This window comes from Mesorhizobium norvegicum (assembly GCF_004919685.1).
Taxonomy (GTDB): domain Bacteria; phylum Pseudomonadota; class Alphaproteobacteria; order Rhizobiales; family Rhizobiaceae; genus Mesorhizobium; species Mesorhizobium norvegicum.
Genome location: NZ_SMYZ01000060.1, coordinates 25,568 through 48,584 on the forward strand (window position 1 = coordinate 25,568; position 23,017 = coordinate 48,584).

Consider the following 23,017-nt stretch of genomic DNA (forward strand, 5'->3'; position numbering starts at 1 on the left):
ATTAGATCGGATGACCGAGGTAATCTAATGGCAATTCAGTTCTCGGAGGTCCAAGGTGACGGCGAGCGTAGAAGCAAAATATCCGCAAGCAGCAGCACTTGCAGCCGCTCCGGCGGCGTCTGAAAAGCAGTGGCCAGATCAGGTCTATGACGTACTCAAGGCCGCCGGCATCAGCCATATGTCCTATGTGCCCGATGCCGGCCATACCACATTGATCCGCCGCTTCAGCGCGGATCCCGAGGTTGTCACCAATGTGCTGACGACGGAGGAGGAGGGCATTGCCATTGCTGCGGGCGCCTGGCTCGGCGGCAAGCGGAGCGTCGTGCTCATGCAATCCTCCGGCGTCGGCAACTGCATCAACATGCTGTCGCTTCCCGTGCAGGCGCGCTTTCCCTTGCTCGTCCTGGTGACGATGCGAGGCGAATGGGCCGAGTTCAACCCGTGGCAGGTGCCGATGGGGCAGGCGACGGAGGCTTCGCTGAAGGCGATCGGCCTCAGGGTGCTGCGCGCCGAGACCGGTCCCGACCTGGTGGAGACGGTGGCGCAAGCAGCCTTGATGGCTTTCGATGCCGACCAGCAGATTGCCGTGCTGATCGGGCAGCGGCTGCTCGGCAAGAAGAAGTGGTGAGCGACATGAATTTACCGACGATGGACCGCCGGGTTGCGGTGAAGAAGCTGCTTGACGCCCGCGACGGCGCATTGGTCGTGACCGGTCTCGGCTCGCCGAGCTACGACGTGCATGCCGCCGGCGACCGCAACGACAACTACTATCTGTGGGGCGCGATGGGCGGCGCGGCACTGATCGGTCTCGGGCTTGCCCAGGCCCAGCCCGGCAAGCGGGTCATGGTGATCACCGGAGATGGCGAACAGCTGATGGCGTTCGGCTCGCTGGCGACGATCTCGGTGGCGCGGCCGAAAAATCTCGACCTGATCGTGCTCGACAACCAGCATTTCGGCGAGACCGGCATGCAGTCCAGCCATACCGGCAAGGGCATTGGTTTCGACAAGGTCGCCGCCGCTTGCGGGTTTTCGAAAACCGCCGAGTTGCGCTCGCTGGAGGAGATCGACACGCTGTGTGAAGAGCTTCGTCGCCCGGCCGACGGTCCACGCCTTTTCGTGCTGAAAATCACTGCCGAGAACCTGCCGCGCTCGCTGCCACCGCGCGACGCGGTCGAGGTCAAGAACCGCTTTCGCGCCCATCTGGGCTTTGCCACCTGTTGAGGTCGATATGGCGCTGGTCAGTTTCCAGAACACGGTCGGCGGTCGGCTGCAACCGACCGCCGATACATTCGAGAGCCATAATCCGTTTACCGGCAGGCCCTGGGCGCTGATCCCGCGCGGTGGACAGGCCGAGGTGGACGCCGCCGTGGCGTCCGCCAAGGCGGCTTTCCGGTCGAGGGAATGGGCCGGCATTACGGCCACCGCGCGCGGCAAGCTGCTTGTGCGGCTGGCTGAGCTGATCGCCGAGAATGCGGATCGCATTGCCGCCATCGAGACGCGCGACAACGGCAAGCTGATCACCGAAATGACCGCGCAACTGCGCTACATCCCGGAATGGTTCCGCTATTTCGGCGGCCTTGCCGACAAGATCGAAGGTGCGGTGCTGCCGATCGACAAGGCTGGCATGTTCGCCTTCACCCGCCACGAGCCGCTGGGCGTCATCGCGGCAATCGTGCCCTGGAACTCACCGCTTTTGCTTCTGACCTGGAAGCTTGCGCCGCTGCTGGCGGCAGGCAACACTGTCGTCATCAAACCGTCGGAGCACGCCTCGGCCTCGACGCTGGAGTTCGTGAAACTGTTTGCGCAGGCGGGCTTTCCCCCCGGCGTGGTCAACACCGTTACCGGCATGCCACTGGATGTCGGCGTGCCGCTCGTTGCCCACCCCGACGTCGCCAAGATCGCCTTCACCGGCGGTGAGCCCGGCGGGATCGCCGTTTACCGCGCGGCTGCCGAACAGCTTAAAGTCGTCACGCTGGAGCTCGGCGGCAAATCGGCCAACATCGTCTTCGACGATGCCAATATCGAGAGCGCGGTCAACGGCGCGATATCAGGCATTTTCGCCGCCAGCGGCCAGACCTGCATCGCCGGCTCCCGCCTGCTGGTGCATCGCAAGATCCATGACCGGTTCGTGGAGGCCGTCATAACGCTGGCGGCCAGCGCCCGACTGGGCAATCCGGCGCTGTCCGAGACGCAGGTGGGGCCGATCACCACGCAAGCCCAGCGCGAGAAGGTGCTGTCCTATCTCGGCATAGCGCGCCGCGAGGGTGCGCTTTGCGTGCTGGGCGGCGGCAAGCCGGCGTCCGGTGAGTTGGCCGAGGGTTGGTTCGTCGAGCCCACCATCTTCACGGGTGTGAACAACACCATGCGGATCGCGCGTGAAGAGGTGTTCGGGCCGATCCTGTCCGTCATCCCCTTTGACGACGAGGACGAGGCCTTCGCCATTGCCAATGACAGCCCCTACGGACTGGCGGCGGGGATATGGACCAGCGACATGGGCCGGGCGCTGCGCGGCGCGGCTGCAATGGAAGCGGGGATGGTCTGGATCAATTCATACCGTGCCGTCTCCTACATGGCGCCCTTCGGCGGCTACAAGAGGAGCGGCATCGGTCGCGAAAGCGGGCAGGAGGCCATCAATTCCTATCTGCAGACCAAAACGGTGTGGATAGACACGGCCGGCAAGACCGCCAATCCCTTTGTTATCCGCTAGAGCCGGATGATTTCAGGTCGAATCGACCTGAAATCTGAATCCGTCTCTAAATCAAAGAGATAGAGCATGATGTCGTCCGAAAACCGCTTCACACTTTTCGGCATCATGCTCTAGGTAGGCTTCGGTGGGAGAATTATCCTTATCCGTGGCCAAGCTCGGCACACCGCTCCCTGAGACGGTGGCCGGCTTACAATGATCGAAGGACTGGACATGAGACAGGCAGGCAAGGTGGCGGTTGTCACGGGAGCGGCGCGCGGCATCGGACGCGCTTGCGCGGAACGCTTTCTGGCCGAAGGCGCGAAGCTCGTGCTCGGCGACATCGATGCCGCGGAACTGAAAAAATGTGCCGCTGAAATCGGCACTACTGACAGCGTCCTGGCCGTCGTTACGGATGTCAGCAAGAAGGACCAGGTCGATGCGCTGGTTGCGGCGGCGGTGGCGAAATTCGGCCGTGTCGACATCATGGTCAACAATGCCGGCATCGCTCCGGTTCAAGACTTTCTCGACATCAGCGAGGCGGACTACGACAGGGTTCTCGCCGTCAATCTGAAGGGCGCGTTCATGGGTACCCAGGCTGCAGCCCGCCAGATGATCGCGCAGGGTGGAGGCGGCGTCATCATCAATATGTCGTCGATCAATTCGGGCCTCGCCAATCCGCGCGTCGCCACCTACGCGATCTCCAAGGGCGGCATGAACCAGGTCACCAGCACCGCGGCCGTCGCCTTCGCTCACCATGGCATCCGTGTGGTCGGTGTCGGCCCGGGCACCATCGCCACGGACATGGTCATGGACGGGACATTCATCGATTCGGAAGAAATGCGGCGGGCGGTTCTTTCGCGCACACCGCTCGGGCGCCTCGGCACGGCAGCCGAGATCGCCTCGGTCGTGGCGTTCCTGGCCAGCGACGACGCTTCCTACATCACCGGCGAGACGATCTACCCCGACGGAGGACGCCGGGTGCTGAACTATACGGTCCCGATCAAGGAGTGAGGATATGGGCAATTTCGACAAGCTGCATCACATCTGCATCGTCGTGCACGATATCGACAAGGCGCAGGCCTACTATGACTCCATCGGCATCGGGCCATGGGAGTCCTATCCACCGCTGGCCGAATACGAAGAACTCCAGGTCCCAAGCCCCGAGGGTTTCAAGGCGATGCAATACCGAATCTGCAACCTGCCGAACACTCAGCTGCAACTGTGCCAGCCGAACCACGATCCTTCACCACAGCGGATTCATCTCGATAGCAAGGGTGAAGGCGTCTTCCATATCGGCTTTGAAGTCAGTGATGCAGACGCAGCCGAAACCAAGGCGAAAACCGACGGACTTTCCGTGCTGATGCGCGGGCGCCGGGAAAACCGCACCGGCTTCACCTACTACGACACAGCCGATAAGGCGGGGGTGATCCTGCTGACCCGGGCGACCAATCTGCCCGGCAAATGATCCAATCGCGTGAGGGGAAAGCCGATGCGGATCGAGTGGGGGAATGACTTGTCCGTCAGCTGCCCCGCAATTCCTGAAGCCGGTCGACCAGGAATTTGCCGCTGGTGATGATATGCATTTCCAAAAGGCCGACGGCGCGCAGCGTATCCTTGGCTTCGCACAGGTCGATGAGTTGCCAGTGGTCGCGGTCGGACTGGGCCTGGATCTCGGTGAGCGTCACCATCATGCGCGTGTAGCGTTCCAGCTGCTGGTAGATGCGCCCTACCAGTTCGATCGTCGCCTTGCGGCCGGACGGCGCGTAGAGCGCGGCGTGGAAGTTCCAGTTGAGCTGGTTCGAGTACTCGCCTGTCTTGCCTTGCTCCTGGTGCTGCTTTGCCCGTTCTCGGGCCAGCGCGAGGTCGGCCTCCGTCATCCTTGGAATGGCAAGGGCCAGTAGCCATGTTTCGATCCGGGCTCGCAATTCGTAGAGCTCGAGGATCTCGTCCAGGGAAATTGAGGTGACGACGGCGCCCTTATGGGAAACCAGCGTGACGAAGCCTTCCGAATGAAGCTGATGCAGCGCCTCTCGTACCGGAATTCGGCTGACGCCGAACTCGGTGGCCAGATGCTCCTGCCGTAGCTGGAAGTTGGCCTCGTATTCGCCGATCAGGATCTTCTGCCTGATGGCATCGGCGACCTGGGTCGAGATGGTTTTCTTCTGTACGAGCATGAATCAGCCTGGGGCGGCCGCCTTGTTTGTCGACTGGCGCCGTTTTGATTGAAGAAGTGGACGCATAGCACCGTTGTCACTGCGATGCCATGTCGCCCGTTTCGCTTCAGTAGACATGTTCCTCGATAGGCTGATTGCCGGCGATCCGTTCGTAGCGGAAGGCGGACAGGTCGACAGAGCGGTACTCGCCATAGGCAATGAGATCACTGACGCCCGACCCGGTTGCCGCCGCATGCATCATGCCGTGGCCGCTGAAGCCGGTGGCCAGGACAAAGTTCGAGACTTCGGGATGCCGGCCGATGATGCCGCTGTGGTCGAAGGTGTTGTACTCGTAGAGCCCCGCCCAGGCGCGCAGCATGCGCAATTGTTCGAAGCCGGGCACACGATGGGCGAGCGCCGGCCAGATCAACTCGTCGAACAGGTCGTAGTCCACATCCAGGCCAAAATCGTCCGGCGCGTTCTCGCGCACCGGCGGGATACCGCACAGGAAGAGCTGACCTTCCGGCCGCAGCCAGAAGCCGCTTGTATCGAAGACGAAGGGGCAGTTGTCGATCCTGGCCGGCGTTTCGAAGACGAAGACGCAGCGCTTGCTCGGGACAACCGGCAACTCCGCGCCGGCCATCCTGGCAATGCCCGCGCTCCATGGTCCGGCCGCGTTGATCACCGTGCCGGCGGCAAGTCGGTCGCCATTGTCGAGCACCACTTCGCCAACCTTGCCAGGAGACGCCATGGTCAGTCCGGTCACGGTCGCAGCAAGATAGTCCACGCCCTGCGTGCGCGCCTTGCGGCGAAATGCCTGCATCAGGCCAGGGCCGTCGAACCAGCCTTCGCTGCCAAGGCCGAGTGAGCCAAGCGCGAGATCGTCCGTGTTGAGCCACGGGAAGCGTCGCGCCAGGTCGACCTGCTCGATCAGTTCCGCGTCGACGCCCATGCCGCGCTGAACGCTGTTCTTGGCGCGCTGCGCGTCAGCCCGCTCGGGCGTCGCCAGTATGAGATAACCGGACTCATGCAGCCCGATGTCGGCCAACTCGTCGCCAATGGCAAGCCGGGTCTTTACCTGGCGCAGGAAGTCGATGCTGAACTTCGACATGGCGATGTTCGGCGCCGTGCCGAACTGCTGGCGTATGGCGCTGGTCGACAAGGAAGACGAGGAGGCCGTGTAGTAGGGGTCCCGCTCGATCACCGCGATCCTGCCATCGAAATCCGGATTGACTGACAGGAAGTAGGCGATCGAGCTGCCGACAACGCCGCCTCCGACGATCACCACATCATAGTTTGTGCCCATTCCAATCGTGTTCCCATCTCGAATGTTATCCGTGGCGACGAAGGATTGGATACTTTCCTCTGTCGGCCCACCTCCAAAATGAGACATAACCCGGTCTTCGACGCAGAAAAAGGGGTTTGACGCGAAAATAAGAATACATTATCCAATTTGATACCAAATATCAGACATGCCGAGGATTGTTCCGTGGGCCTCATCGCTCCCCGTCTCGACGTCATCAAGCCAAGCCCCAGCATGGCGGTCACCGCGCGGGCAATCGAAATGCGCTCAGCCGGCATCGACGTCATCAGCCTGAGCGCCGGCGAGCCGGATTTTCCCACGCCTCCGCACATTGTCGAGGCGGCCTACGAGGCGATGCGCAGGGGGGAGACGCGCTATACGGCGGTGGACGGCACCGCCGCACTGAAAAAGGCGGTGGCCGGGAAATTCAGGCGCGAGAACGGCCTCGACTACAAGCCTTCGCAAGTCAGCGTCGCGGGTGGCGCCAAGCAGATCATCTACAACGCCCTGCTGGCAACGCTGGCCCCCGGCGACGAGGTGGTGGTTCCCGCGCCCTATTGGGTTTCCTACACCGACATCGTCCTGCTCGGCGAAGGCAAGCCCGTGGTCGTTGCCTGCACGGAGGCGGAAGGCTTCAAACTGACGCCGCAAGCCCTGCGAGCCGCCATTACCGAGCGCGCCAAATGGCTGCTGCTCAACACCCCTTCCAATCCGACAGGCGCCGTCTACAGCCGCGACGAACTTGCAGGCTTGGCCGCGGTGCTGCTCGATCACCCGCATGTGCATGTGCTGACCGACGACATCTACGAGCATATCCTGTTCGATGGGCGTGCCTTCCATACCATCGCCGGCGTCGAGCCGCGGCTGAAGGACCGCACGCTGACAGTCAACGGCGTGTCGAAGGCCTATGCCATGACCGGCTGGCGGATCGGCTACGCCGGCGGGCCGGAAGAGTTGATCCGCGCCATGGCGACCGTGCAGAGCCAAAGCACGTCGAACCCGTCATCCATCTCGCAGGCCGCGACCATAGCGGCACTGGAAGGCTCCCAGGACTTTCTTCCCCCGCGGGCGCTCGAATTCCAGGCGCGGCGCGACCGCGCTCTGCAGCTGCTGCGCAAGGTTCCCGGTCTCACCTGCCAGACGCCCGAGGGCGCCTTCTACCTCTATCCCAATTGCTCGGCCCTGATCGGTCGTCGCCGCCCGGACGGCGCTCCTATCGGCAGCGACGACGATTTCTCGCTTTACCTGCTCGATCAGGCGCGGGTCGCGGTGGTGCAGGGCTCTGCCTACGGCCTGTCGCCGCATTTCCGCATTTCCATAGCCACGTCGATGGAGCTGATCGAAAAAGCGATCGGGCGCATCGCCGAGGCTGTCGAAGCGCTGCAATAGGGCCGGCGATGGATCTCGACTTCGTCCAGAAGCTGATCGAATTTGTCTCGCGTTCGCCCATTGCCGAACTGGAGATCGAGCGCGACGGCGTTCGCATCCGCATGTCCAGGCAGGCGGCGCCGGCGCAATCCGCGTCGCAGGCGCAGTCTTCGCCGCAGCCAACCGCAGGCACCGCCATCTCTTCAGATCCGGCTTCGACAGCTCCGCCTATCGCGCGTCATTCGATCCGCGCGCCGCTGACGGGCGTGTTCTACCGTTCCGGCACCGAAGGCGAACCGCCGCTGGTTGCGGTTGGCGATGTCATCGCGGAAGGGCAGAAGGTCGGCGTCCTCGAAGCCATGAAGACGTTCAATGTCGTGGAATCCGATCGCACTGGGCGGATCGTCCAGATCGCGTTCGACGACCATGCCGCCGTGCAGTCCGGCGATGTGCTGTTCGTTCTCGAAGATTTGGGCTGAGGGCGATGTTCGATACCGTCCTTATCGCCAATCGCGGTGAAATCGCGCTGCGCATCCTGCGCGCCTGCCGCGATCTCGGATTGAAGACGGTGGCGGCGCACTCGGAAGCCGATGCGAGCCTTCGCCATGTCGCGCTGGCGGACAGGGCGATCTGCATCGGGCCGGCTGCCGCAACGGAAAGCTATCTCAACATCGCCGAGATCATCGCGGCCGCGCAACTCACCGGCGCCGGCGCGATCCATCCGGGCTATGGTTTCCTCTCGGAAAATGCCGCCTTCGCCGAGGCCGTCGAGAATGCCGGCCTTGCCTTCGTCGGGCCATCCGCGGCGGCGATCCGCACCATGGGCGACAAGGTCTCCGCCAAGCGCACGATGATCGCTGCCGGCGTCCCCTGCGTTGCGGGATCGGAGGGGGCGCTGCCGCAGGACGAGCAGGCAGTCCGCGCCATTGCCGAGGCCATCGGCTATCCGGTCATCGTCAAGGCGGCGGGCGGTGGCGGCGGGCGCGGCATGCGCATCGTGCGCGACGAGCGCGCCCTGATGGAAGCCGTTTCCATGGCGGTGAAAGAGGCGGACCGGGCCTTCGGCAACCCGCAAGTCTATCTGGAGAAATTCCTCGAGCACCCGCGCCATATCGAGATCCAGATTCTGGCGGACAAGCACGGTAGAGCGGTCTGGCTCGGCGAGCGGGATTGCTCCATGCAGCGCCGCCATCAGAAGATCATCGAGGAGGCGCCAGCGCCCGGCATCGCCCGCGAGGCGATCGCCGAGATCGGCGAGTTGTGTGCCCGCGCATGCCTGACCATCGGCTATACCGGTGCCGGTACGTTCGAATTCCTCTACGAGGATGGGCGCTTCTCTTTCATCGAGATGAACACCCGCGTGCAGGTGGAGCATCCCGTCACCGAACTCGTCACCAGCATCGATATCGTGCGCGAGCAAATCCGCATCGCCCGGGGTGAGCCCCTGTCATTCAGCCAGGAAGACATCCGCATTCAGGGCCACGCCGTCGAATGCCGCATCAACGCTGAAAATCCCTACAGCTTCCGGCCGCATCCGGGCCGGGTCGAGCGCTGGACGCCGCCCGGCGGTCCCGGAATCCGCGTCGAATCGCATCTCTACTCCGGCTACACCGTGCCGCCGCATTACGATTCCCTGGTGGCCAAGGTGCTGGCGCATGGCGCAACGCGGGCCGAGGCGATCCGGCGCATGAGCGGCGCGCTGGGCGAGATGGAGGCTGTCGGCATCGCCACCAACGCGCCGCTGCACGGCCTCCTGATGGAGGAGCCCGGCTTCGCTGCCGGAGGCTTCGATATCCATCATCTTGAACGTCTCATTGAAGGCGGTCTGCTCCAGGGACGAGGCGGCAATGACGATTGAGGAGATCGAAAGGCTGACCGCCTGGTGCGCAAGCGCCGGCATCGGCGAGATCGAACTGTCGGAGGCCGGCTTTTCGCTGCGCCTGCGTGTGCAGTCCGTTGTTGCCGAAACACCCGTGGCTGCGGTCGGAGCGCCGAAGGCCGAAACGGTCTTCAAGGGCGTGCGTGCGCCCGGCGTCGGCGTGTTCCGTCTCGATCATCCAACGACTGGTCGTCCGGTTGCCGAACCTGGCCGGACGGTCCGCAAGGGCGAGACGGTCGGCGTCCTGCAGGTCGGCCCATGCCTGAAAGCCATCGTTGCGCCGGCAGACGGCGTGCTGGGCGCGACACTGGCCGAGGACGGAGCGGTCGTCGGTTACGGCACGCCACTCTACGAGCTGGTGTGAAGGCAGAGGCGATGGTTCGAACCACTGAGGAAAGCGCCATGGCGGCCAAAGGATTGCAGGTCGATATCAATTCCGACATGGGCGAGGGTTTTGGAGCCTACAGGCTCGGCGACGATGCGGCGATCCTCGACATCGTCAGTTCCGCCAATGTGGCCTGCGGCTTTCATGCCGGCGACCCCGAGATCATGGCGGCCACGTTCTCGATGGCGCGCGACAAGGGCGTTGCCGTTGGCGCGCATCCGAGCTTCGCTGATCTGTGGGGATTCGGACGCCGCATCATCCCGCATTCCATGGATGAGATCGAAAGGCTGGTCGCCTACCAGATCGGCGCGGCGCAGGCGCTTTCCGCCTATGCCGGCCACCCGATCCGCTATGTGAAGGCGCATGGCGCGCTGGGCAACCTTACCCAGACGGACCGTGGCGTCGCCGAAGCCGTGACGCGCGCGGTCAAGGCCGTCGATCCCGGCCTGATCTGCCTGGCCATTGCGCTCGGCTTCCAGGACAGGATCGCACGTGACGCGGGCCTGACGGTCAGGTCCGAAATCTTCGCCGACCGCGCCTATACGGAGGACGGCTTTCTTGTCTCGCGCAAGCTGGAAGGCGCGGTCATTCACGACGCCGAAAAGGCGGCGGAACGGGTCGTGCGGATGGTCAAGCAAGGCGCCATCGAGACGCTTTCCGGGCAGATGCTGCAGACGCCGATCGATTCGATCTGCGTCCACAGCGACACGCCGGCGGCCGTCGCCATCGCCGCGCACGTCAGGAAACGGCTGGAGGCGAGCGGCGTCAGCGTCAGGGCGTTCGCGGCAACGGCCTGAGCACGGCCGAACGGTTGCGCGGCCGTGCCGAAGGGCTCGGCCGCATCCGTTTCAGAACCAGACGTCGCTGAGGCGATGGCCGCGTGGATAAGGGTCTGTCGGGTCGAGGCCATATTGGCCGATGCTGGTGATCCAGGCCTGTCCGGCGATGGTGACGACGACGGCGTCGCGATCGCCGACGCGCGCATTGGCGATCACGCGGGAATCGAAATGGGTCCCGATGATCGACTTGTTGCGGAACAGCTCGCCCTTGGCGATCTGGCCCTTTGCCGACATCACCGCCAGCCGCCCGGTGGTGCCGGTGCCTGTCGGCGAGCGGTCGAGCCTGCCATGCAGGCACACCGTGCCGTTGATGCTTTCCACGCGCCCGTCGACGCGCTCGATCGGGCCTTCGAAAATCACGTTGGACACGTCGCGGATCTTCGCGTTCTCCGGATGCACGACAACGAGCTGCTCGTTGACCGCCTTCTTGATGCGTTGGCCCATCAACGACATCTGGTGGGCCTCGTCGGGTTTGACAGTGAAGCCGAGTGCGCGCGCATTGACATGGGCGAAAGTCATGCCGCCGTAGGAGGTGTCGACGGTGATCGTGCCGAGCCCCTCGACTTCGACATGCGTGTCGAGGTGGAAGGCGAAAGCCGGCACATTGGTGAACTCCACCTGCTTCACCTTGCCGTTCTCGCAGAGGCAGCGCACCTCGATCATGCCGGCCGGCGCTTCCATGCGTAGCCGCGTCTCGGGTTCCTTCATCGGCACCATGCCCGTCTCCAGCGCGACGGTGGCGACGCAGATGGTGTTGGAGCCCGACATGGGTGGGTATTCGGTGCTTTCGAGGATCACATAGCCGAGGTCGGCCGAGCGATCGCAGGGCGGCAGGATGATGTTGGCGTTGACGTAGGGCGCGCCGCGCGGTTCGAAGAGAACGAGCCCGCGTATGTCATCCATATGCTCTTGCAGATATTCCTTCTTTTCGAACATGGTCTTGCCGGGCACGTCCATGACGCCACCGGTGATCACATTGCCGACCTCTCCCTCGGCATGGCAGCCGACGACCGTGAATGTTCTTGACCAGCGCATTTTTTCTCCCTTTCCGTTTGATGACCAGAGCCCGAGTAGGGCGAACGGATCCCTTCAAACGCTGCCGAGTCCTCGTTCGAGAAAACGGTCGAGCTGTTCGATCTCCTGAGCTGAGAGGCTGATGCCCTCTCTCTCCGATGTCGCACGGGCAAGGAACCGCCGCTGCGAGGGCAGGCGTGCACCCTGGCCAAGGATCGCCTCGAACAGAGCTTCAGCACGGCCCAGCGGATTGCCGGGACGGCCGGCGGCGAAGGCTTGCGGCGAAAAGGCGATGATCAGCTCTCCATGCGATGGATAAAGCGTCGTGGTGCCGAGCAGATCGAGCGCCTCGGGGCTTGTCAGGTCGCCGATCATGATCCCGGCGAGCAGCTCGATCATCGTCGCGATGGCGGAGCCCTTGTGCCCGCCGAAGGAAAGCATGGCGCCCGCCAGGGCCGCTTCGGGATCTGTCGTCGGCCTGCCATCGACATCGATCGCCCAGCCTTCCGGCAGCTTCTTGCCGGCCCGGCGATGAAGCTCGATCTCGCCCCGCGCGGCAACCGAGGTCGCGAAGTCGAAAACATAAGGCGGCTGTCCTTCTCGCGGCCAGCCGAAGGCAAAGGGATTGGTCCCTAGCAGGGGACTGTTGCCGCCAGTCGGGGCGACGGTGGCATAGCTGGGGCACATGGCCAGGCCGGCAAGGCCGGCTTGCGTCAAGGCTTCGACCTCCGCCCAAAGAGCGGAAAAATGCACCGCATCGTTGATCGCTAGCGCGGCAAGGCCGCAGGCGCGGGCCCGCTCGACCAGCACCGGCAGGCCCAGCTCGAAGGCCGGGTTGGCGAAGCCGCCCTTGGCATCCACTTTTACGATGGCGGGCGCGTCCTGCGGCAGCAACTCGGGCACTGCTTCCGGTTTCACCTTCCCGGCCTTGATCGTCCGCAGGGCGCCTTCGATCCGGTAGATACCATGTGACTTGCAGGCGTCGCGTTCCGCCGCGACGATGACCCTTGTGATGGCACTGACCTGGATGGGATTCACTCCGGCCTTGCGGAAAATCGCATCGACGCGCTCATGCAAGGCATCGACGGTGAGAACGGTATTGCTCATTTCTGGCCTTCGGGTTTGGCTGCGCGCAAACGCTGCCTTTAAAAATCCAGACCACCGGCAAAGGCTCTTAAATCCTGTGCAAGCAAAGCGGGCTGCTCGAGGGCTGCGAAATGACCACCGCGCGGCATCGCTGTCCACTGGCGGATGTCCTTGAAGACGCGCTCGACCCAGCTCCTTGGCGGCATCGGCAGCTCTTTGGGAAACAAAGCCACCGCAAGCGGGACGTCGATCGCCGTGCCGGGCGGGAATGCAAGCGGGCGGGCGCGCGTTTCCCAATAGAGCCGCATCGACGAAGCGGCGGTCCGGGTGAACCAGTAAAGCGAGATGTTGGCGAGCATGTCGTCCTGTGAAAGAGCGGCCTTGCCCAGATCGCCATCGCAATCGCTCCAGTCGCGGAATTTTTCGATCATCCAGGCGGCCAGTCCGACCGGCGAATCCGTCAGCCCGTAGGCAAGCGTTTGCGGACGCGTGCCTTGAATATGGCCGTACGCGCCATGAAGATCCGCCCATGCGGCCTTCCGTTCCAGGAAGGCGCGCTCTTCCGACGTCAAGTCGCCGGCCGGACCCGGGTCGTGCGGGGGTGAGAATGAGCCGGGGATGAAATTCAGATGCACCCCGGCGAGACTGTCTGGATGCGCGTGTGCCAGACATGTCGACACGCTGGCGCCCAGATCGCCTCCCTGGGCGAGATATCGCTCATAGCCGAGTCGGTTCATCAACTCGGCCCAAAGGTCGGCAATTGTGAACAGGTTGAGACCAGGCCTGGTCGGCCGGCTTGAAAAGCCATAGCCGGGAATCGATGGGACCACGACATTGAAGGCATCCGCCTGTCTTCCGCCATGCGAAAGCGGGTCGGACAGAAGCGGGATCAGCCTATGAAATTCGAAGACGCTGCCTGGCCAGCCATGGGTGAGTAAGACCGTTCTGCCGGTCGCAACAGCGGCGCGCGCATGGATGAAATGGATGGTTTCGCCGCCGATATCCGTCTGGTAGTGCGGATGGATGGTCCAGGCGGCTTCCTGCTTGCGCCAGTCGAAGCCGGTGCGCCAGTGCTGCATAAGTCGCCGCAGTTCCTCATGCTCTGTTCCCTGCGCCCAGCCTATTGCCTGCAACTGGTCCGGCTCGCGCCAGTTTGAGATGCGATTCCTCAAATCGTCGATTTCGGACTGGGCAATCTCGATCGTGAAGGGGCGAATTTTCATGGGGCCCTCTGCTCGCCGACCATGAGGTTCCGGGCGGCGATAAAGTCGCGACGACGCTGCCGATTCGCGCGAAGCGCTTCTGTCGACGCTTCGATCGAGACCGCTGAGAAACGCAGGCGCGCGCCGACCGGCGCTTGCGCCAGCCGCCAGAAATCGGCTTCGATCACCGTAACGATCTTCGGATAGCCGCCGCACGTGTTGGCATCAGCAAGCTGGATGATCGGCTGGCCGGACGGCGGCACCTGGACGGTGCCCGGCACGATGCCATGCGACAGCAATTCCAGCGGTGAAAGGAGCGAAAGCGTCTCGCCGGAAAGGCGGTATCCCATACGGTTGGCGTCGTTGGTGATGCTCCATTCGCTGCCGGTGAAAGCCGCCTGGGCCTCCGGCGTGAAGGCGTCGAATTCGGCGGCCGGCAGAACCCGCAATTCGATTACCGAGGCCGCCGCGCCTCGTCGCTCCTCCAGCGCTGCGCCAAACCCGCCCGCGGGAAGGCGGCATTGCGCAGGGTTGAGCGCAAGCCTGTCGCCGCGCGACAGGCCGCGTCCGGTGAGCCCGCCGAAACTGCCTTTCACATCCGTCGCGCGCGACCCCATGACGGGCGGCAGATCGAGCCCGCCGGCAAAGGCGACATAGGAACGCGCACCGACGCGCGGGGCTTCAAGGACAAGGGTCTCGCCGGCGCGGATCGTCATCGCCCACCAGGGTGGGCAGGGCCGGTCGCCGACGCTGACGGCGCAATCGGCGCCGGTGATGGCGACGGCGGTGTCGACATGCGTGCGCAGCCTGAACGGATGAAGCGCGACCTCGATCCCGGCAGCCGAGGGATCATTGCCCAGCATGAGATTGGCGATCGCCAGCGCTTGCCTGTCCATGGCGCCGCCATGGGTGACCCCCAGCGCCAGATGACCGGGCCGGCCGAGATCCTGGACCGTGTTCGGCAGGCCGGTGGTGAGGATCTCGATCATGCCTCGATCCCTGCGATTGCGAAGCGGATCTTGTCTCCGGGTCTGAGCAGCACGGGCAATTCCGCTTCGGCGTTGAACAGCTTCACGTCGGTATGGCCGATTATGTGCCATCCGGACGGTGCGGTCATCGGCATGATACCCGCTTGCGCGCCACCAATGATGACGGCGCCCTCAATGACTTTGAGGCGAGGCGTGCTGCGCCTTGCCCAGGCAAGCCGCGGGTCGAGACCGGACAGATAGGGAAAGCCCGGCATGGCGCCGATGGCGGCGACGGTGTAGGTGGCCGCCACGTGACGCCTGACGATCTCGTCGACAGACAGGCCGCAATGCGCGGCCCAGCCGGCGAGATCCTCGCCGCTCGCGCCGCCATAGCTGACGGGAATGGTATGATGCGTGCCCACAACCGCGTGGGCATCGGTGGCGGCCCAGAGCGACATGAGCTGACCGCCGACGCTGTGGGCGTCCGTAGCGAGCGGGTCAAACACCACCAGCAGGTTGTTCATGCCGGGAACGGCCTCGCGCACCCCCTCGAGACTCAGCGCGGCATTCGCCACCGCCCAGACCAGTTCCTGGGTGGCATCATCGAAAGCCCCCTTCGCGCCATCAAGCAGCAGCGCGCCTGATCCCGCAAGACTGATGTGGGGCGTACCGACAACCATGGGCGGTCAGTCCTTTACCGGCACCGTATAATTCAAGATCAGGCGACCGCCATCCGGATAGATGGTTTGGCCGACAATGTAGGAGGCGTCGTCGCTGGCCAGGAAGGATGCGACGCTGGCGATCTCCGAAGGTTCGCCACAGCGGCCGCTCGGCGTGCGCGACAGGATGGTCTGGCGCTGCGCTTCGCTGGCCATGACGGAACTCTTGACCATATCGGTCAGGATGGTGCCGGGGCCGATGGCGTTGACGCGGATGTTATGCGGGATCAATCCGACGGCCATCACCGCCGTCAACTGCTTGATGCCACCCTTGGACACGGCATAGGCGACCGAATTGGGAATGGCCAGAATGGCGTTGATCGACGACATGTTGATGATCGAGCCGCCGCGTCCCTGCGCGATCATGGCTCTTGCCGCGGCCTGCCCGAGAAGGAAGGGCGCCTTGAGATTGACGCGCTGAACCAAGTCGAAGGCCTCCTCGGGGAAGTCGACGAAATCGTCCAGATGGATGATGCCGGCATTGTTGATGAGCACGTCGACACCGCCGAAGCTTTGCATGGCCTTGGCAATGATGCCGTCGGCCATGTCCCTGCTGATTTCGGAAAGGTCGGCGGACAGCCAGACGGCGCGCTCGCCAAGACGTTCGGCATGCTCGCGCCCGCGATCGGCCTGCACATCGACAAGCACAACCTTGGCGCCATCGGCATGAAAGCGCTCGGCGCAGGCAAGGCCCAGGCCTTGTGCCGCCCCGGTAACGATCACGACTTTTCCTGCGTGCTTCACGACCCAAATCCCTTTTACGATTTTCGACATTTATGGATATGTTATCCAACTTATCTTGAACTTCGACGCCATTGCAAGCCCGGATGAATGGCTGTCGGATGACCGCATTAGGCCGCCACACAGCGGTTTGTGGCAGTCTTGGCTTTTTTCAGAGGACTATCCGCAAGTCGGTTGACTCTGCCGATTTAATTGTGATTGGATACTATATTCACAAAAGAGCGCCGACAGCGGGAGAGCGGGAGATGGCAGATGCACCTCAGGAAAGCGAACTGATCGACGCGTTCCGCGCTCTTGCGACGCCGTTGATCAGCGACAATCTCGCTCGTGTCCCCGGGGCTGTCGGGTTGCGGCCGTTTCATCGGGTGAGCGGCGTCATGGCGGGGAGGGCGCTGACGGTCAGGACCCGCCCCGGCGACAACCAGTTCATCCATCGCGCACTCGATCTGTTGCAACCCGGAGACGTCATCGTCGTCGACGGCGGTGGCTATGAGGGGCGCGCGCTGGTCGGCGAAATCATGACAAGTGTCGCGGCGTCGCGCGGCGCCGCAGGCATTGTCATCGACGGCGCCATCCGCGATGCCGGCGCCATCGGCCGCAGCGCGTTTCCATGCTTCGCGCGGTCGGCCATCCATCTCGGGCCTTACAAGGATGGTCCAGGAGCCATCAATGTTCCCGTCTGCATAGGCGGCATGGTCGTCGGTCCGGGTGACATCGTCGTGGGCGACGAGGATGGCGTCGTGGCATTTCCAATCGACGGTGCCGCGGCCTTGCTGGCCGCTGTCCGGGCGCAGGAGGCCCGCGAGGCCGAGATCATGCAGAGCATTCGGGAGAACCGCTATCAGGGAGCCTATGCCCGGGCCTCCGGCGGCAGTCACTGATCTGCCGGGTCGGTCCTTGCCGGAGACAAATCGCGTGGCCGGCTGGCGATCTTGCTCAACATAACCGCTCCGCAGCTAACCGAGGGGCGAAACAATGCATTTCGGGCACGCCGCCTGGATGCGCCAACAGGGGAAAATGGAGAGAATTAATGGTTGTTTCCTTCAAGAGGCTAGCTTGTGCCATCGCCCTTGCCGGGCTGGCTCTGACCACGATGGCCGCGGCTGCCGACATCAAGATCGGCATCGTGGCTCCCATGACTGGCCAACTGGCCAGTGAGGGGCAGGATATGGAGAACGCCGTGAAGATGGCGATCGATGCCGCCAACGCCAAAGGCGGCGTCAACGGCGACAAGATCACCACCACGACCGCCGATGACGCCTGCGATCCGCAGCAGGCGGTGACCGCGGGCAGCAAGCTTGTCTCCGAAGGCGTGACCGCCATCGTCGGCGGCTACTGCTCGGGCGCCGTCTTGCCGACATTGAAGATCTATGGTGACGCCGGCATTCCGTTCGTCATCATCGGAGCGAATTCGACCAAGCTGGTCGCCGCCAATCAGGGCAATGCCTTCCTCGCCAATTCAACCGGCGACATGCAGGCGGCAACCGCCGTCGAGCTCTTCAAGAAGAACGGCTACAAGAAGATCGCGGTCGTGGACGAAGGCGATGCCTATTCGTCCGACCTGGCCAAGCTGACCGCCGAAGCCTTCAAGAGCGCAGGCGGCGAAATTGCCGCCAAGGAGACCACCACCGCCGGCGAGCAGGACTATTCGGCGGTCGTCACCAAGATCAAGTCAAGCGGCGCCGACGCTGTCTTCTGGACCGCCTATCATGCCGGCGGTGCACTGCTCACCAAGCAGCTTCGGCAGGCCGGGTTCCAGGGCGGCATTGTGCTCGGCGACGGCAACAATTCGCCGGAATATCTGGAAATCGCCGGCTCGGCCGGTGAGGGCGTGTATCTGCTGTCCCCGCCCACCGTCGACCTCTTGTCTGGCGCCGCCGACTTCAAGGCCAAGTACAAGGAAGCCTATGGCCGCGACGCCGGCGCCTATGCGGCTCTCTCCCATGATGTGGGCGACCTGATCGTCGATGCGATCACGCGGGCCAAATCGGGTGATCAGAAGGCGATCATCGAGGCGCTCAAGGCGAGCGACTTCAAGGGCCTTGCCGGTGAAATCAAGTTCACCGACAAGAACACGCTCCAGACCTCAAACTTCCGCCCGGTGATTGCAAAGGGCGGCAAGTGGGTGGCTGTCGAATAAAGGCGAACCAGATTGACGCCGAGGCCGGCCTTGTGGCGGCCTCGGCGTCACCGCCGATTGTCTGGCGCGCCGACGCTGCGCCCAGGCAAGACTTTTTCAATTCTGCCCCCGGAGCATCAATGACGCTCGACCTGGTTATTCAGCAACTGGTGAACGGTCTTATCGTCGGCTCGTTCTATGCCCTGATCGCGCTTGGCTACAGCATGGTCTTCGGCGTCATCAAGCTCCTGAATTTTGCCCATGGCGACATCTACATGAATGGCGCCTTCGTCGGCCTCATCGTGTTTTCCTTCGTCGGCATATGGGTCGGCAATGGCTGGTTGGGCGTGGTCTGCGCCCTGCTGGTGTCGATGTTGGTCGTCGGCTTGCTCGGCGTTGTCATCGAACGCTTCGCCTATCGGCCGATGCGCAATGCGCCGCGCCTCTCCATCCTGATCACGGCGCTCGGTGCGTCGATGGTGCTGAACGGCACCGCACTCGCCCTGACAGGCGGGCGGCATTATGCCTTCAACACGGACCTCGGTTTTGCCGGCGTCGATATTTCCACCGTTCACATCACCTACACGCAGATGGTGCTGGTGGCCGCCTCCATCGCTCTTATGGCCGGCATGCAGGCCTTTGTCTCACGCACCATGTACGGCAAGGCGATGCGCGCGGTGTCCATCGACATGGGGGCTAGCCGCCTGATGGGCATCGATGTCGACCGGGTGATCGCCTTGACCTTCTTCATGGGTTCGGCGCTCGCCGCCGGCGGCGGGGTCATGGCCGGCGCCTATTATGGCAGTGTCCATTTCTTCATGGGCTTCATCATGGGGCTCAAGGCCTTCACCGCCGCTGTCATAGGCGGGATCGGCAGCGTGCCGGGCGCCATGCTCGGCGGATTGCTGCTCGGCCTGCTCGAGGCTTTCGGCTCGTCCTTGCCCTTCGTCGGATCGGAGTGGCGTGACGTCTTCGTGTTCGGGACCCTGATCCTGTTCCTTGTGTTCAAGCCGACCGGCCTTCTTGGTCGCTCTGTCGTGGAGCGGGTGTGATGACCGATGAAGTGAGGACCATGCCGGCTGCCGCGCAACCGCGACTGATGCGCTGGTCCGTTGTGCTGCCTGGCCTGGCGGCGCTCGCCTTTTCGCTGGTGTTGCCGCAATTCGCCAACGCCTATGTGACGGAGGTGGCGACCACGGCGCTGCTCTATGTCGTTCTGTGCCTCGGCCTCAACATTGTCGTCGGCTATGCCGGCCTGCTCGACCTCGGCTACGCCGCCTTCTTCGCGGTGGGCGCCTACACGTCAGGCATCCTGACCGCGGAATTCGGGTTCAATTTCTGGCTCACCATCCCGGTCGCCATGGCGGCAGCCTGCGTGGCTGGCATCATCATCGGGGCTCCGACATTGAGACTGCGCAGCGACTATCTGGCGATCGTGACGCTGGGCTTTGGCGAGATCGTGCGCATCATCGCCCGCAACCTCGACATCACCGGTGGCGCCAGCGGCCTCATCGGCATCGAGCGGCCGGAGATCTTCGGCTTCAAGCTGATGCAGGTGCAGCATTTCTACTATGCGTTCCTGGTGCTCGCGCTGCTCACCGCCTTCGTCTGCCTGAGCGTCGAGCGGTCGCGAATGGGACGAGCCTGGTTCTATGTTCGCTATGATGAGGACGCCGCCGCCGGTATCGGCATCAACCGTGTCACGGCCAAGCTGCAGGCCTATATGATGGGCGCGGTGATCGCTTCCGTGGCGGGGTGCCTCTACGCCGCGAAGATGACGGCCATCTCGCCGGAGAGTTTCACCTTCAACCAATCGCTTCTCATCCTGCTCGGCGTCGTCCTGGGTGGCATGGGCCGCATTCCCGGCGTTGTGCTCGGTGCTGTTCTCGTGGCCCTGCTTCCGGAGGTGCTGCGCGGGGCGGGCACCTACCGTCCGCTGGTGACCGCGGTTGCGCTGCTGGCAATCATGCTCTTCAGGCCGAACGGGCTCTGGCCGGACAAGCGAGTTTGACCATGGCCTTGCTGGAAGTCCGCGATCTGCGCCTCAGTTTCGGAGGACTGAAAGTCCTTCACGACATTTCGTTCTCGGTTGAGAAGGGCGCCATCAACAGTCTTATCGGGCCGAACGGGGCCGGCAAGACGTCGCTCTTCAATTGCCTGACCGGCTTCTACAAGCCGAAGGGCGGCTCGATCCGCCTTAGCGGCCGGCCAATTACCGGTTTGCCGCCGCATCGCATCACCGCGCTCGGGCTCGCCCGCACGTTTCAGAATATCAGGCTGTTCAAGGAAATGACCGTTCTGGAAAACGCCATGTCCGGCCAGCATTGCCGCAGCCGCCACGGCATTGTGTCGGCGATCCTGCACTTGCCGGCACAGCGGCGCGAGGAGGAGGCGATCCGCGCGACCGGCATGCGCTGGCTCGATTTCGTCGGCATCGAGCAGCATGCGCATCGCCGCGCCGGCGGTCTTTCCTATGGCGATCAGCGGCGGCTCGAACTCGCAAGGGCTTTGGCGTCGACGCCCGAACTCATCTTGCTGGACGAGCCTGCCGCCGGCTTGAACGAGCGCGAGAAGCTGGACCTTGTGCACCTGATCCGCCGCATCCGTGACGAAACCGGCGTCACGGTCCTGCTGATCGAGCACGATATGGGCCTGGTCATGCAAGTGTCGGAGAAGATCGTGGTGTTCGACTACGGTCAGAAGATCGCCGACGGGTCGCCGGAGGCCGTGCGAGCAGACCCCAGGGTCATCGAAGCCTATCTGGGTACGGAGGAATGATGGACGCCGAAATCGTTCTTTCCGCGGACCGCATCGTCGCGCGCTATGACGGCATCGAAGCTCTTCATGGCGTCAGCCTTTCGGTCAAGCGCGGCCAGATCGTCGCCCTGCTTGGCGCGAACGGTGCGGGCAAGAGCACCACGCTGCGCACGCTGTCGGGCCTTGTTGCCGCATCCTCTGGAAGTGTCCGCTTCCTGGGCGAGGACATAACCAGGGTTCCTGCCCATCGCCTGCCGCATCGCGGGCTCGTCCACGTCCCGGAGGGAAGGCGTATCTTCGGCGACATGACGATCAAGGAGAACCTTGACCTCGGCTCGTTTACGCTTGCCGACGACGTCGAGCGCCGGCGACGGCTGGACCACGTTTTTGAGCTCTTCCCCATCCTGGCGCGCAGACAGAATGGCGATGCAAGGAACCTCTCGGGCGGTGAGCAGCAGATGCTGGCGATCGGCAGGGCCCTCATGGCCGCGCCCAAGGTGCTCTTGCTCGATGAGCCTTCCATGGGCCTGGCGCCGCAACTGATCAAGGAAGTCATGAACATCGTGCAGCGCCTCAATCGCGAAGGCGTGACCATCCTGCTCGTGGAGCAGAACAGCAAAGTCGCCTTGAAATTCGCCGACTACGGCTATGTGCTCAAAGCCGGGCGCGTCGTTCTTGAGGGCCTTGGCAGCGATCTCGCGAGTAATGAAGCGGTCATCAGCGCCTATCTAGGCGGCGTCGCCGCCTAAGGTCCGGTCTCTTCTTCAGAGGCTACTTTCGGGCGACATGCATCAGCGCCCCCAGACGACGGCATTCTCGTGCCGTTTGATGATGTGCTTCAGATTCTCGAAGGCGGTCGTGACGTGGCCGGCGAAGCGCTCTGCCGCCGGCGAGCGTGGTCCGCTGACCCGGCGCAGGATGCCGAGTGAGCGGCTGGGCTGCGGGATTTCATAGGGCAGCACCGTAACCCGGTTCTCCTTGCGCTGCGCGAAGACCACGGAGAATGGCAGCACTGCCAGCGCATCGGTTTCGGCAAGGAAGTTGATCACGCTCATCAGCGAGCCTCCCGAATAGCGGATGTTCAGGTCCGACATGCCGATGCTCATCAGGATCATCTGCAGGTCCGACATCAGCGGAGAGCCGGGCAGGGGAGCCACCCAGGGAAAGCTGGTCAGGTCATGCGCCCTGAGGCGGCGATTTCGCAGCAGGGGATGGTCGGGCCGGCAAGCCACGACGTTGCGTCCGGGCAGGATCTCGGTGAATTCGAAGCCGGGTCCAAGGTCGAGCACGCCGATCGGCACGATGCCGAGGTCGATCTGGTTGCTCTCCAGCGCCGCGACCATCTCGGGCAGGTTCATATAGCTTTGCTGAACGGTGACCTCGGGTTCGAGTTTCTGGAATTCCCCTATCATCCGGCTGATCATCGCATCCATGAAGAAAGGCACGCCGCCGACACGGACGACGCCCTTCGTGCCTTTCATGAAGCCCTGCACCGCATCCGACGCCTTGCGCGACGCGGTGATGATCGTGCGGCCCTGCGCCGCCAGCTGGAAGCCGAGCGGTGTCGCCTGCAACGGCCGGCGGCCCTTGAGGAAGAGCGGCTCACCCACCCGCGCCTCCAGCATGGCCAGCGATCGGCTGACCGCCGGCTGGGTCAGGCCCAGCATGGCGGCTCCTTCCGACACGCCGCCGGCATCCAGCACCGCGGCGAGCTGCATGAGGTGGCGCTCGTTCAGCTTCATAGCAAAACGCTATACAAGGGACGTCACATCTCATCAAGCATCGCGTCGGGCCGTGC

The 23,017-nt window shown here is 63.5% G+C and carries 25 protein-coding genes; 16 read left to right on the top strand and 9 right to left on the bottom strand.

All coding sequences use genetic code 11. From position 1 onward, the window contains the following. The first annotated feature begins 55 nt into the window (after positions 1 to 55). The 5 genes from FCU66_RS24420 to FCU66_RS24440 all read left to right on the top strand — a co-directional run bounded on the left by FCU66_RS24420 (position 56) and on the right by FCU66_RS24440 (position 4,151). Complete coding sequence (locus tag FCU66_RS24420; protein ID WP_136620168.1) at positions 56 to 628, top strand: thiamine pyrophosphate-binding protein; 573 nt, start codon at positions 56 to 58, stop codon at positions 626 to 628. A 5-nt stretch (positions 629 to 633) separates the two neighbouring features. Then, on the top strand, positions 634 to 1,221 hold the full coding sequence (locus FCU66_RS24425; RefSeq protein ID WP_136620167.1) for a thiamine pyrophosphate-dependent enzyme: 588 nt from the start codon (positions 634 to 636) through the stop codon (positions 1,219 to 1,221). A 7-nt stretch (positions 1,222 to 1,228) separates the two neighbouring features. Then, positions 1,229 to 2,707: an aldehyde dehydrogenase gene (locus FCU66_RS24430; protein WP_136620166.1), complete on the top strand. Its 1,479-nt coding sequence runs from the start codon at positions 1,229 to 1,231 to the stop codon at positions 2,705 to 2,707. A gap of 210 nt (positions 2,708 to 2,917) precedes the next feature. After that, positions 2,918 to 3,697 (top strand): SDR family NAD(P)-dependent oxidoreductase, encoded by a 780-nt coding sequence (locus tag FCU66_RS24435; protein WP_136620165.1) that lies wholly within the window; start codon positions 2,918 to 2,920, stop codon positions 3,695 to 3,697. 4 nt (positions 3,698 to 3,701) lie between these two features. Further along, positions 3,702 to 4,151, top strand: coding sequence for a VOC family protein (locus tag FCU66_RS24440; protein ID WP_136620164.1), 450 nt, complete (start codon positions 3,702 to 3,704; stop codon positions 4,149 to 4,151). Positions 4,152 to 4,206: 55 nt separating this feature from the next. On the opposite strand, the gene FCU66_RS24445 is transcribed toward FCU66_RS24440, so the two are convergent. Next, complete coding sequence (locus tag FCU66_RS24445) at positions 4,207 to 4,860, bottom strand: GntR family transcriptional regulator (protein ID WP_027167548.1); 654 nt, start codon at positions 4,858 to 4,860, stop codon at positions 4,207 to 4,209. A 106-nt stretch (positions 4,861 to 4,966) separates the two neighbouring features. Beyond that, on the bottom strand, positions 4,967 to 6,145 hold the full coding sequence (locus tag FCU66_RS24450) for an NAD(P)/FAD-dependent oxidoreductase (RefSeq protein WP_136620163.1): 1,179 nt from the start codon (positions 6,143 to 6,145) through the stop codon (positions 4,967 to 4,969). A 183-nt stretch (positions 6,146 to 6,328) separates the two neighbouring features. On the opposite strand from FCU66_RS24450, the gene FCU66_RS24455 reads away from it, so the two are divergent. The 5 genes from FCU66_RS24455 to FCU66_RS24475 are packed head-to-tail and all read left to right on the top strand — an operon-like array spanning position 6,329 to position 10,571. Then, complete coding sequence (locus tag FCU66_RS24455; protein ID WP_136620162.1) at positions 6,329 to 7,531, top strand: pyridoxal phosphate-dependent aminotransferase; 1,203 nt, start codon at positions 6,329 to 6,331, stop codon at positions 7,529 to 7,531. An 8-nt stretch (positions 7,532 to 7,539) separates the two neighbouring features. Next, entirely contained in the window at positions 7,540 to 7,989 is a 450-nt protein-coding gene (locus FCU66_RS24460) for an acetyl-CoA carboxylase biotin carboxyl carrier protein (protein WP_136620161.1), read from the top strand. A gap of 5 nt (positions 7,990 to 7,994) precedes the next feature. After that, a complete protein-coding gene (gene accC, locus FCU66_RS24465) occupies positions 7,995 to 9,368 on the top strand; it encodes an acetyl-CoA carboxylase biotin carboxylase subunit (RefSeq protein ID WP_136620160.1) in 1,374 nt (457 codons plus the stop codon). Next, the gene (locus FCU66_RS24470) at positions 9,358 to 9,753 is read left to right on the top strand and encodes an acetyl-CoA carboxylase biotin carboxyl carrier protein (protein ID WP_136620159.1); all 396 of its coding nucleotides are present in this window, start codon (positions 9,358 to 9,360) and stop codon (positions 9,751 to 9,753) included. Before accC ends, FCU66_RS24470 begins: the two co-directional genes overlap by 11 nt. Positions 9,754 to 9,791: 38 nt before the next feature. Beyond that, on the top strand, positions 9,792 to 10,571 hold the full coding sequence (locus FCU66_RS24475) for a LamB/YcsF family protein (protein WP_136620158.1): 780 nt from the start codon (positions 9,792 to 9,794) through the stop codon (positions 10,569 to 10,571). 51 nt (positions 10,572 to 10,622) lie between these two features. On the opposite strand, the gene FCU66_RS24480 is transcribed toward FCU66_RS24475, so the two are convergent. From FCU66_RS24480 to FCU66_RS24505, 6 genes are read right to left on the bottom strand one after another with little or no spacing between them, the layout of a single operon-like run. Further along, positions 10,623 to 11,648 carry a proline racemase family protein gene (locus FCU66_RS24480; RefSeq protein WP_136620157.1) on the bottom strand — a complete coding sequence of 342 codons (1,026 nt, stop codon included), beginning with the start codon at positions 11,646 to 11,648 and terminating at the stop codon, positions 10,623 to 10,625. Positions 11,649 to 11,702: 54 nt separating this feature from the next. Continuing rightward, positions 11,703 to 12,734, bottom strand: coding sequence for an Ldh family oxidoreductase (locus tag FCU66_RS24485; RefSeq protein WP_136620156.1), 1,032 nt, complete (start codon positions 12,732 to 12,734; stop codon positions 11,703 to 11,705). A gap of 38 nt (positions 12,735 to 12,772) precedes the next feature. Then, positions 12,773 to 13,936 carry an epoxide hydrolase family protein gene (locus tag FCU66_RS24490; protein ID WP_136620155.1) on the bottom strand — a complete coding sequence of 388 codons (1,164 nt, stop codon included), beginning with the start codon at positions 13,934 to 13,936 and terminating at the stop codon, positions 12,773 to 12,775. Next, positions 13,933 to 14,904 (bottom strand): 5-oxoprolinase subunit C family protein, encoded by a 972-nt coding sequence (locus FCU66_RS24495; protein ID WP_136620154.1) that lies wholly within the window; start codon positions 14,902 to 14,904, stop codon positions 13,933 to 13,935. The genes FCU66_RS24490 and FCU66_RS24495 overlap by 4 nt, the downstream gene beginning before the upstream one ends. Then, positions 14,901 to 15,563, bottom strand: a complete 663-nt coding sequence (gene pxpB, locus FCU66_RS24500) for a 5-oxoprolinase subunit PxpB (protein WP_136620153.1) — start codon at positions 15,561 to 15,563, stop codon at positions 14,901 to 14,903. The genes FCU66_RS24495 and pxpB overlap by 4 nt, the downstream gene beginning before the upstream one ends. Before the next feature lie 6 nt (positions 15,564 to 15,569). Continuing rightward, complete coding sequence (locus FCU66_RS24505; RefSeq protein ID WP_164548750.1) at positions 15,570 to 16,346, bottom strand: SDR family NAD(P)-dependent oxidoreductase; 777 nt, start codon at positions 16,344 to 16,346, stop codon at positions 15,570 to 15,572. Positions 16,347 to 16,588: 242 nt separating this feature from the next. Here FCU66_RS24505 and FCU66_RS24510 point away from each other — a divergent pair, with 242 nt between their 5' ends. From FCU66_RS24510 to FCU66_RS24535, 6 genes are all read left to right on the top strand, one after another. Beyond that, positions 16,589 to 17,224 carry an RraA family protein gene (locus FCU66_RS24510; protein WP_136620152.1) on the top strand — a complete coding sequence of 212 codons (636 nt, stop codon included), beginning with the start codon at positions 16,589 to 16,591 and terminating at the stop codon, positions 17,222 to 17,224. Between the two features lie 149 nt (positions 17,225 to 17,373). Next, a complete protein-coding gene (locus FCU66_RS24515; protein ID WP_136620151.1) occupies positions 17,374 to 18,483 on the top strand; it encodes a branched-chain amino acid ABC transporter substrate-binding protein in 1,110 nt (369 codons plus the stop codon). 119 nt (positions 18,484 to 18,602) lie between these two features. Further along, entirely contained in the window at positions 18,603 to 19,514 is a 912-nt protein-coding gene (locus tag FCU66_RS24520) for a branched-chain amino acid ABC transporter permease (RefSeq protein ID WP_136620150.1), read from the top strand. Next, positions 19,514 to 20,473 (top strand): branched-chain amino acid ABC transporter permease, encoded by a 960-nt coding sequence (locus FCU66_RS24525; RefSeq protein ID WP_246093999.1) that lies wholly within the window; start codon positions 19,514 to 19,516, stop codon positions 20,471 to 20,473. The genes FCU66_RS24520 and FCU66_RS24525 overlap by 1 nt, the downstream gene beginning before the upstream one ends. A gap of 2 nt (positions 20,474 to 20,475) precedes the next feature. Then, entirely contained in the window at positions 20,476 to 21,240 is a 765-nt protein-coding gene (locus FCU66_RS24530; protein ID WP_136620148.1) for an ABC transporter ATP-binding protein, read from the top strand. Next, positions 21,240 to 21,968 carry an ABC transporter ATP-binding protein gene (locus FCU66_RS24535; protein WP_136620147.1) on the top strand — a complete coding sequence of 243 codons (729 nt, stop codon included), beginning with the start codon at positions 21,240 to 21,242 and terminating at the stop codon, positions 21,966 to 21,968. Before FCU66_RS24530 ends, FCU66_RS24535 begins: the two co-directional genes overlap by 1 nt. A gap of 42 nt (positions 21,969 to 22,010) precedes the next feature. Here FCU66_RS24535 and FCU66_RS24540 read toward each other — a convergent pair whose 3' ends face one another. After that, positions 22,011 to 22,961: a LysR family transcriptional regulator gene (locus FCU66_RS24540; RefSeq protein WP_136620146.1), complete on the bottom strand. Its 951-nt coding sequence runs from the start codon at positions 22,959 to 22,961 to the stop codon at positions 22,011 to 22,013. Positions 22,962 to 23,017: the final 56 nt, after the last annotated feature.

What these genes read in the sequence shown, in the direction of transcription:
- FCU66_RS24460 (WP_136620161.1), top strand. Translation starts at nt 7,540, where the DNA reads ATGGATCTCGACTTCGTCCAGAAGCTGATCGAATTTGTCTCGCGTTCG.
- FCU66_RS24475 (WP_136620158.1), top strand. Translation starts at nt 9,792, where the DNA reads ATGGCGGCCAAAGGATTGCAGGTCGATATCAATTCCGACATGGGCGAG.
- FCU66_RS24440 (WP_136620164.1), top strand. Translation starts at nt 3,702, where the DNA reads ATGGGCAATTTCGACAAGCTGCATCACATCTGCATCGTCGTGCACGAT.
- pxpB (WP_136620153.1), bottom strand. Translation starts at nt 15,563, where the DNA reads ATGGTTGTCGGTACGCCCCACATCAGTCTTGCGGGATCAGGCGCGCTG.
- FCU66_RS24430 (WP_136620166.1), top strand. Translation starts at nt 1,229, where the DNA reads ATGGCGCTGGTCAGTTTCCAGAACACGGTCGGCGGTCGGCTGCAACCG.
- FCU66_RS24525 (WP_246093999.1), top strand. Translation starts at nt 19,514, where the DNA reads ATGACCGATGAAGTGAGGACCATGCCGGCTGCCGCGCAACCGCGACTG.
- FCU66_RS24540 (WP_136620146.1), bottom strand. Translation starts at nt 22,961, where the DNA reads ATGAAGCTGAACGAGCGCCACCTCATGCAGCTCGCCGCGGTGCTGGAT.
- FCU66_RS24450 (WP_136620163.1), bottom strand. Translation starts at nt 6,145, where the DNA reads ATGGGCACAAACTATGATGTGGTGATCGTCGGAGGCGGCGTTGTCGGC.
- FCU66_RS24485 (WP_136620156.1), bottom strand. Translation starts at nt 12,734, where the DNA reads ATGAGCAATACCGTTCTCACCGTCGATGCCTTGCATGAGCGCGTCGAT.
- accC (WP_136620160.1), top strand. Translation starts at nt 7,995, where the DNA reads ATGTTCGATACCGTCCTTATCGCCAATCGCGGTGAAATCGCGCTGCGC.
- FCU66_RS24445 (WP_027167548.1), bottom strand. Translation starts at nt 4,860, where the DNA reads ATGCTCGTACAGAAGAAAACCATCTCGACCCAGGTCGCCGATGCCATC.
- FCU66_RS24435 (WP_136620165.1), top strand. Translation starts at nt 2,918, where the DNA reads ATGAGACAGGCAGGCAAGGTGGCGGTTGTCACGGGAGCGGCGCGCGGC.
- FCU66_RS24480 (WP_136620157.1), bottom strand. Translation starts at nt 11,648, where the DNA reads ATGCGCTGGTCAAGAACATTCACGGTCGTCGGCTGCCATGCCGAGGGA.
- FCU66_RS24425 (WP_136620167.1), top strand. Translation starts at nt 634, where the DNA reads ATGAATTTACCGACGATGGACCGCCGGGTTGCGGTGAAGAAGCTGCTT.
- FCU66_RS24520 (WP_136620150.1), top strand. Translation starts at nt 18,603, where the DNA reads ATGACGCTCGACCTGGTTATTCAGCAACTGGTGAACGGTCTTATCGTC.
- FCU66_RS24515 (WP_136620151.1), top strand. Translation starts at nt 17,374, where the DNA reads ATGGTTGTTTCCTTCAAGAGGCTAGCTTGTGCCATCGCCCTTGCCGGG.
- FCU66_RS24530 (WP_136620148.1), top strand. Translation starts at nt 20,476, where the DNA reads ATGGCCTTGCTGGAAGTCCGCGATCTGCGCCTCAGTTTCGGAGGACTG.
- FCU66_RS24495 (WP_136620154.1), bottom strand. Translation starts at nt 14,904, where the DNA reads ATGATCGAGATCCTCACCACCGGCCTGCCGAACACGGTCCAGGATCTC.
- FCU66_RS24490 (WP_136620155.1), bottom strand. Translation starts at nt 13,936, where the DNA reads ATGAAAATTCGCCCCTTCACGATCGAGATTGCCCAGTCCGAAATCGAC.
- FCU66_RS24510 (WP_136620152.1), top strand. Translation starts at nt 16,589, where the DNA reads ATGGCAGATGCACCTCAGGAAAGCGAACTGATCGACGCGTTCCGCGCT.
- FCU66_RS24535 (WP_136620147.1), top strand. Translation starts at nt 21,240, where the DNA reads ATGGACGCCGAAATCGTTCTTTCCGCGGACCGCATCGTCGCGCGCTAT.
- FCU66_RS24470 (WP_136620159.1), top strand. Translation starts at nt 9,358, where the DNA reads ATGACGATTGAGGAGATCGAAAGGCTGACCGCCTGGTGCGCAAGCGCC.